Genomic DNA, 7,417 nt, shown 5'->3' on the forward strand with positions numbered 1-7,417 from the left:
GCCGCCCTACCCCTCTTGCCGGGGCTCCAGGGGGCGGATGCCCGCCTTCTCCAAGAGCGCCATGTCCTGGGTGTACTGGGGGTTGCCGGTGGTGAGCAGCTTCTCGCCGAAGAACAGCGAGTTGGCGCCCGCCATCATACACATGAGCTGCGCCTCCTCGTTCATCTGCTGGCGGCCCGCGGACAGGCGCACCATGGACTGGGGCATCAGGATGCGGGCGGTGGCGATGGTGCGCACCATGTCCACCGTGTCCACGCGGGGCTGCTCGGCCAGGGGCGTGCCCTCCACGGCCACCAGCGCGTTGACCGGCACCGACTCCGGGTGGTGGTCCTGGTTGGCCAGCGTGCGCAGCAGGTTGCAGCGATCATCCACCGACTCGCCCAGGCCGATGATGCCGCCGCAGCACACGGAGATGCCCGCGTCGCGCACGCGGCCCAGCGTCCGCAGGCGATCATCGTAGAGCCGGGTGGAGATGATGTCGCCGTAGTGCTCGGGCGAGGTGTCCAGGTTGTGGTTGTACGCGGACAGGCCCGCTTCCTTCAGCCGCTTCGCCTGGTTGTCGGTGAGCATGCCCAGCGTGGCGCACGCCTCCATGCCCATGGCCCGCACGCCCTTCACCATCTCCAGCACGCTGTCGAACTGCGGGCCGTCCTTCACCTCGCGCCACGCGGCGCCCATGCAGAAGCGGGTGGCCCCGGCCGAGCGCGCCTTCTTCGCGGCGTCCAGCACCTCCGGCACCGCCATCAACTTCTCCGCCTTCACGCCCGTCTTGTAGCGGGCCGCCTGGGGGCAGTACGCGCAGTCCTCCGAGCAGCCGCCCGTCTTGATGGACAGGAGCGAACACAGCTGCACCTTGTTGTCCGTGAACACGGCGCGGTGGACCGTCTGCGCGCGGTGCACCAGGTCCAACAGGGGCATGGCGTAGATGGCGCGAACCTCGGCCAGCTCCCAGTCATGGCGCACGGCGACGCCCTCGGGCGCGGGCGCGGCATGGTGGGCATGGCCGTGAAAGGACTCGCTGGAAGCGGCGGTGTCGGACATGGGCTCCTCGAAATCGTGAGGAGCGCGAAGCTGCGCGGGCGGCGGAAACTTGTCAACGCCTCAGCGCGGACAGGTTGACAACATCCCACCCGTCCCTCTGAAAAGACGACCGGCGCCCACGGGAGACCCGGAGCGCCGGCCGTGACCCTTCCCTAGACGGGAAGGGGTGCGTCAGACATGGACGCGACGCCGACCGGCCAGTCCCACCAGGAACAGGACGGCGATGGCACCCAGCACGGAGAACAGCAGACCGGACGGGTGCAGGTCGAAGATGCGGCCGTCACTGCGGAACAGCGAGCCGATGAAGCCGCCCACGAAGGAGCCGACGATGCCCAGCAGCGTGGTGGCCACCAGCCCCATGGACTGATTCCCCGGCATCAGGGCGCGAGCAAGAAGACCAGCGAGAAGGCCAATGACCAGGAAAGCGATAATCCCCATGACGGACCTCACTATGAGTGGTGAAGGGGGCGCACGGAGCGGCGCCCACCTGGCTTGTGATTGAGCCAGCGCGTCTCCGCGCCGCCCGTGGGAATGAAGCTGGGTCGCCCCTCCCTTTCGTACAACTCGCTGGCATGGGGATTGACATCGCGCCTGCCTGCTCACCGGTCGTGCCTGCTCGACAGCCCGCCGGAACGTCAGGGTTCCGGGATACACACACAACCCATGGCGAAGGCGAAGACGCACTACACCTGCCAGGCTTGCGGGTACCAGACGGCGAAGTGGCTAGGGAAGTGCCCGGACTGCGGCGCGTGGAGCTCGTTGCTGGAAGAGGCCGGGGCGAAGCAGGACGAGAAGCGCCCGGCGTGGGGCGCCTCGGGCGGCGCGGCGAAGCCCATGCTGCTCAAGGAAGTCAGCGGCGAGACGGAGGTGCGCCGTCGCACGGGCATCGCCGAGTTCGACCGCGTGCTGGGCGGGGGCGTGGTGAGCGGCTCCGTCGTGCTGCTGGGCGGAGACCCGGGCATCGGCAAGTCCACGCTGCTGCTCGCCGCGCTGGACAGGCTGGCCCGCCATGGCCCCGTGCTCTACGTGTCCGGTGAGGAGAGCCTGCGCCAGACGAAGATGCGGGCGGAGCGGCTGCGAGTGGAGGGAGACGCCATCCACCTGTTCGCGGAGACGGACGCGGAGCGGGTGCTCGCGGCCACCGAGTCGCTCAAGCCGCAGGCGCTCGTCGTGGACTCCATCCAGACGATGTACCTGCCGGAGCTGGGCAACGCGCCGGGCAGCATCACCCAGGTGCGCGAGGTCGCCGGCCGGCTGATGGCCTACGCCAAGCGCACGGGGGTGCCCACCTTCATCGTGGGCCACGTGACGAAGGAGGGCTCCATCGCCGGCCCCCGCGTGCTGGAGCACATGGTGGACACCGTCCTGTACTTCGAGGGCGAGCGCGGCCACCCCTTCCGAATCCTGCGCGCGCACAAGAACCGCTTCGGCTCCACCAACGAGATTGGCGTCTTCGAGATGAAGGGCGCGGGCCTGGTGGAAGTCTCCGACCCCTCCGCCCTCTTCCTGTCCGAGCGCCCCGTGGGCAAGTCCGGCAGCGTCGTCACCAGCACGCTCAACGGCACCCGTCCCCTGCTGGTGGAGGTGCAGGCGTTGGTGGCGCCCACCGGCTACGGCACGGCGCGGCGCACCGCCATCGGCGTGGACGGCAACCGCGTGGCGCTGCTCGCCGCGGTGCTGGAGAAGAAGGAGGAGATTCCGCTGGTGGGCTGTGACCTCTTCGTCAACGTGGCGGGCGGCATGCAGCTCAACGAGCCCGCGTGTGATTTGGCCGTCTGCGCGGCGCTGGTGAGCAGCCTCCAGAACCGGCCCATGGACCCGCACACGCTGGTGCTGGGGGAGGTGGGCCTCGCGGGCGAGGTGCGCGCGGTGGGGCAGATGGAACCCCGGCTGGTGGAGGCCGCGAAGATGGGCTTCCAGCGCGTGGTGATGCCCGCGGGCAGCGCCCGGCGCCTGGAGGGCTCGAAGCTGAAGGTGGTGGGCGTGGAGACGCTGGGCGACGCGCTGCGCGCGATGTTCGACTGAAGGCCCCTACTTCTTGCCGACCACCGTGAAGGGCGCGGGCTCCGGGCGCGCGTCGTAGCTGCCGCGCGACGCCTGGATTTCCGCGCGGTGCTGGACGGCCCACTGGCCCAGCACCGTGACGGGCTCGAGCAGCGTCCGGCCAAGCGGAGTCAGCGCGTACTCCACCCGGGGAGGCACCGTCGGATGGACGGTGCGGGTGACGAGCCCGTCGCGCTCCAGGCCGCGCACGGTGAGCGTCAGCATGCGCTGGGAGATGCCCTCGATGGCCCGCTTCAAGTCGCTGAAGCGCAGGGGCCCCTCCCCCAGGCTCCCCACCACCTGGACGCTCCACTTGTCGCCCACCCGGGTGAGCACATCCCGGACGGCCAGGCAGGACTCCGACGCTGGATCAGGCCTTGAGGCGGGCTCCAAAGACTTCACGGTTCCTGGTGACATGGATGTGCCTCCTTGTGGAGAAATGCGCGGACCGTTACTGGTTCGCCGGTTACCTGTTGTAACCGACGCACCTTTCGGAACCCACTTCCCTTTCAGGGAGTCCCCCATGACGACCGCCGCCGCCTCCACCGCAGTGTCCACCCTCTCCAAGCCCTGGGCTCTCTGGCTGGGCCGCGTCTTCTCCGCGCTCACCGTCGCCGGGCTCGGCTTCAGCGCCGTGATGAAGGTGAGCCAGTCGCCCGACGTCCTCAAGGGCTTCGAGCACTTCGGCTACCCCGCGTCGGTGATTGTCACCATCGGGATTGTCGAGCTCCTGGTCGCGCTGCTCTACGTGGTACCCCAGACGGCGGTGCTCGGCGCCATCCTCGTCACCGGCTACCTGGGCGGCGCGACGGCGACGCACGTGCGCCTGGCGGAGCCGTTCATCGCGCCCATCATCCTGGGCGTCCTCGCCTGGGCGGGCCTGTTCCTGCGGGACGCGCGCCTGAGGGCGCTGCTGCCCCTGCGCCGCACCCCCTGAAGCACGCCCCCTCCCGCGCCCCTTCCAGCTTCGAAGGGGCGCGAGGCTCGGGCAGTGGCGCGCGAACTACCAGCTGACGACGAAGGTGCAGGAAGCCCCGCCCTTCTGCCGACAGCCGTGCGTCGGGTCATGCGTCACCATGGCGTTGGGCATGAAGCGCTGGGCCATGCCCTTGACCAGCCCCTGGTCGAACCGACACGGATAGGGATTGCCACACACCACATAGCCCTCGTTCTTCCCGGCGATGGCGGTGTAGGCGTAGTGGCCAATGCCCTCCAGCATCTCCCCCGTGGCGGGGTTGAACATGTCCTTGCCGTTCTTCCGGTGGTTCATGTGGAAGGCCACGTCGATGGAGGCCAGGGCCTTGTGGATGTCGGTGATGTCCGGAGGGAACACGGCGTTCTTCGGAATCATCGACCCGACCTTCTCCAGGCCGCGCCCGCCCAGCAGCGTGTCGATCTTCTTGTACGCCAGCAGGTAGTCCTCCAGCGGGTACCAGGCGCTGGGGTCGAGCGCGCGCTCCCCCCCGGCGCCGCGCGCCTGGACCTTCATCACGTCCAGCAGGGCATTCACCAGCACGGAGAAGGACTGGATGGCCTCGACGATGGAGACGACACTCGCGCCCGTGACGGTGATGCCGGGCTCATAGGAAGCTTGTGACATGTTGATGAGGTTCCTGAGAGGGTTCGGCCTTACCGACCGTTGGACTCGAAGGCACGGTGGGCGGTGTGGTTGCGCAGATACATGAAGCACTCCTTCAACCCATCCCGCAGGCTGCCGAGCGTCTTCACATCACGCAGGTCCACGCCAATCTGAGTCAGCGTCTGCGCGATGACGGGACTGATGCCCGTGACGACGCAGTAGGTGCCGAGCAGGCGGGCGGCGTTGACCATCTTCACGAAGTGGTTCGCGGTGGAGGTGTCCACCACCTCCACGCCCGTGATGTCGATGATGGCGCACCGGGCCTTGCCCTGGGAGATGCGGTGCAGGAGCCGCTCGGTCATCTCCAGCGAGCGCTGCGTGTCCACCACGCCGACGATGGGGAGCGTCAGCACGTCCTCCCACAGCTCGATGATGGGCGTGGACAGGTCTCGGATGGCCAGCCGCTGCCGCTCGATGGTGGAGAGCTTCTCCTCCAGCTCACGCCGCGCGACGTCGAGCTTCCGGATGGACTGCTCGTTCTCGTGCACGGACGCGTGGAGCTGGCGCGCGAAGAGGTTGATGGTTTCCTCGAACGAGGAGAACGCATCGTCGTTCTCCAGCGGGATGAGGTGCTGGTCCGGGTTGAACTCCCCGAGCGAAATCATCGCCAGCACGTCTCGGATGCGCTCGAGGCGCTCGAGGTTGACTTCGACGACCTGGGACTGCGGTTGCGACTGATTCATGGGGCGAGGAGGCCCGGACCGTGTGTCAGGGAGAACAGCGTGAACGGCCCGATACCGGAGCTTTTCGAAAGGATATGCCCAAATCCTCACATGGCTTCAAATGGGTGGAGGCAGACCCGGACGAAACACCGAATTCACCGTCTACACCGCCCGAAGCCGGATACCCCTGCAAACATCGTGAACCCTGGGGCGGCGGGCAATTCCTCATCAATCCAGACATGGACCCTGGCAATCAACCGAGCGCTCGCACCCCAATCCCATATCAACCGTGCCGGAAGCGACATCCGGACGCGCTCGTGGGCTCGCGGGCACCTTCGCGTCACACGATTGAGGAGCAGTCGACGCTTGCGGCGGGAGTCCCGTCCACGGGCTGACGCGACGCCTCGCGCGCTGACGCGGCGATGACCTGCCGTGACTAGGACAGGGGCATGGCGTCCATCGACCCACCCGAGACCCGCACCCTCCTGGCGGACGTGAAGCCCCGACTGCGAGGCGTGTCCCATGCCCTGGCCTTCCTGGCCGCGCTGTGGGGCTGCTTCGTGCTGGCCATCGCCCCCGCCCAGGGCACGCAGCAACTGGCCGATGGGGTCTTCGGCTTCTCCCTGGTCCTGATGTTCGGCACCAGCGCGGCCTATCACCTGCCCACCTGGAGCCCTGTCGCGTACCAACGCCTGCGGCGGATGGACCACGCGGCCATCTACCTGCTCATCGCGGGGACCTTCACCCCGCTGGCCACGCTCGATGCCCCGGGCGCCTGGACGGAATACCTGCTCGGGGTGATGTGGGCCTGCGCGCTCACGGGCGCGGGGCTCTCGCTGCTGGGCATCTCCGGGCCGCGCGGTGTCCGCTCGGTGCTCTACACCCTCCTGGGCGCCATGGCGGCCCCGGTGATGCTGCGGCTGCCCGGCGTGATTGGCGCCGAGCGGGCCTCGTGGCTCCTCTTCGGCGGCGGCCTCTACGCCGTGGGCGCCGTCGTCTACGCGCGCAAGTGGCCGGACCCCAGCCCCGCCGTCTTCGGCTACCACGAGGTGTTCCACATCCTGGTCATCGCCGGAGCCAGCACGCACTACGCCGTGCTCGTCGACTTCCTCTGGAACCGCTGAAAACGTCGCGCGTCCGCGACCGGGGCGCCCCACTTCGTCAGCCCGCAAGCACCCTACGTGCGACTCGTCGGCCAGACACAGCAACCCCATTGACAGGTTACGAACTTCGAGCGTGCTTCCGCGCCCGTTCCATATAACTTGTCAATGTGGTTTCGAACTTCACCGAGGTCCCCATGGCCGCCAGGCATCGCCCCACTCCCGCGCATCCCCCTGTTCCGAAGGGAGAGCTGAGGGACGGGTTCAAGTTCCGCTCGGGGCGGCTGTCGTTGGACCTGCCGGCCACCCTGGCCGGGCGACTCCAGGATGTGCCGAGGGATTTGCTCCAGGAGCCTACGGACCTGGGCCGGTGGCTGGTGGCCGCGGGACTGGCCACTCAGATGCAGGAGCCCTCGGCGGAAGAGCTGACGCAGGCGCGAGAGCTGCGCGAGGCCATCTACCGGCTGGGCATGGCGCGCGCGCGGGGCGAGAGCTTCTCCGCCAGGGACCGCGCCATCCTCAATCGCTGGGCCGCGGAGCCGCCTCCGGCGCCGCAGCTGGGGCCTCGGGGCCTCTTGTGGACGGGCGCGGGCGTGAGGGGACAGCTCGCGGCGGTGGCGCGCGACGCCGCGGAGCTGTTGGGAGGTCCGTTCGCGGAGCGCATCCGCAACTGCTCGCAGGAAGGCTGTGCCCTGCTCTTCGTCGACACCTCCCGCTCCGGTCAGCGGCGCTGGTGTTCCATGGCGGGCTGTGGAAACAAGGCCAAGGTGGCGGAGTTCCGTCGGCGCCAGCGCGCGGACACCCGCTAACCCTCTTCAGGAAAGTCCGGTAAGGCGCAGACCCGCGTGAAGGAAGAAGGCGGCGAGAACATCGTGGCGGTGGCCCAGGCGCACGAATGAAGCGCGTGCCTGGGCGCGCAGCTCGGCGACAGA

At 68.5% G+C, this 7,417-nt stretch carries 9 protein-coding genes; 4 read left to right on the forward strand and 5 right to left on the reverse strand.

Features of this window, described 5'->3' with window-relative positions; all coding sequences use genetic code 11:
• Positions 1-6: 6 nt before the first annotated feature.
• Both bioB and HUA76_RS32300 read right to left on the reverse strand, forming a co-directional pair.
• On the reverse strand, positions 7-1,041 hold the full coding sequence (bioB, locus tag HUA76_RS32295) for a biotin synthase BioB (RefSeq protein ID WP_174454693.1): 1,035 nt from the start codon (positions 1,039-1,041) through the stop codon (positions 7-9).
• Between the two features lie 171 nt (positions 1,042-1,212).
• Positions 1,213-1,479, reverse strand: coding sequence for a GlsB/YeaQ/YmgE family stress response membrane protein (locus HUA76_RS32300; RefSeq protein ID WP_141647136.1), 267 nt, complete (start codon positions 1,477-1,479; stop codon positions 1,213-1,215).
• A gap of 225 nt (positions 1,480-1,704) precedes the next feature.
• Here HUA76_RS32300 and radA point away from each other — a divergent pair, with 225 nt between their 5' ends.
• Complete coding sequence (gene radA / locus HUA76_RS32305) at positions 1,705-3,066, forward strand: DNA repair protein RadA (RefSeq protein WP_174462984.1); 1,362 nt, start codon at positions 1,705-1,707, stop codon at positions 3,064-3,066.
• Between the two features lie 6 nt (positions 3,067-3,072).
• Here radA and HUA76_RS32310 read toward each other — a convergent pair whose 3' ends face one another.
• Positions 3,073-3,501, reverse strand: a complete 429-nt coding sequence (locus HUA76_RS32310; RefSeq protein ID WP_174462985.1) for a helix-turn-helix domain-containing protein — start codon at positions 3,499-3,501, stop codon at positions 3,073-3,075.
• Positions 3,502-3,607: 106 nt separating this feature from the next.
• Here HUA76_RS32310 and HUA76_RS32315 point away from each other — a divergent pair, with 106 nt between their 5' ends.
• The gene (locus HUA76_RS32315) at positions 3,608-4,021 is read left to right on the forward strand and encodes a DoxX family protein (protein ID WP_174462986.1); all 414 of its coding nucleotides are present in this window, start codon (positions 3,608-3,610) and stop codon (positions 4,019-4,021) included.
• A gap of 66 nt (positions 4,022-4,087) precedes the next feature.
• Here HUA76_RS32315 and HUA76_RS32320 read toward each other — a convergent pair whose 3' ends face one another.
• Together HUA76_RS32320 and HUA76_RS32325 are read right to left on the reverse strand one after the other, a co-directional pair.
• Positions 4,088-4,684: a hypothetical protein gene (locus tag HUA76_RS32320; RefSeq protein WP_174462987.1), complete on the reverse strand. Its 597-nt coding sequence runs from the start codon at positions 4,682-4,684 to the stop codon at positions 4,088-4,090.
• A 29-nt stretch (positions 4,685-4,713) separates the two neighbouring features.
• The gene (locus HUA76_RS32325; protein ID WP_141647141.1) at positions 4,714-5,406 is read right to left on the reverse strand and encodes an STAS domain-containing protein; all 693 of its coding nucleotides are present in this window, start codon (positions 5,404-5,406) and stop codon (positions 4,714-4,716) included.
• 428 nt (positions 5,407-5,834) lie between these two features.
• Between HUA76_RS32325 and HUA76_RS32330 the strand changes: the two genes are divergently transcribed.
• Both HUA76_RS32330 and HUA76_RS32335 read left to right on the forward strand, forming a co-directional pair.
• Entirely contained in the window at positions 5,835-6,509 is a 675-nt protein-coding gene (locus tag HUA76_RS32330) for a hemolysin III family protein (protein WP_174454688.1), read from the forward strand.
• Between the two features lie 173 nt (positions 6,510-6,682).
• Positions 6,683-7,294 (forward strand): ABATE domain-containing protein, encoded by a 612-nt coding sequence (locus HUA76_RS32335; RefSeq protein ID WP_174462988.1) that lies wholly within the window; start codon positions 6,683-6,685, stop codon positions 7,292-7,294.
• Positions 7,295-7,417 lie beyond the last annotated feature (123 nt).

Source organism: Myxococcus sp. CA056 (genome assembly GCF_013336715.1).
Lineage (GTDB): Bacteria > Myxococcota > Myxococcia > Myxococcales > Myxococcaceae > Myxococcus > Myxococcus llanfairpwllgwyngyllgogerychwyrndrobwllllantysiliogogogochensis.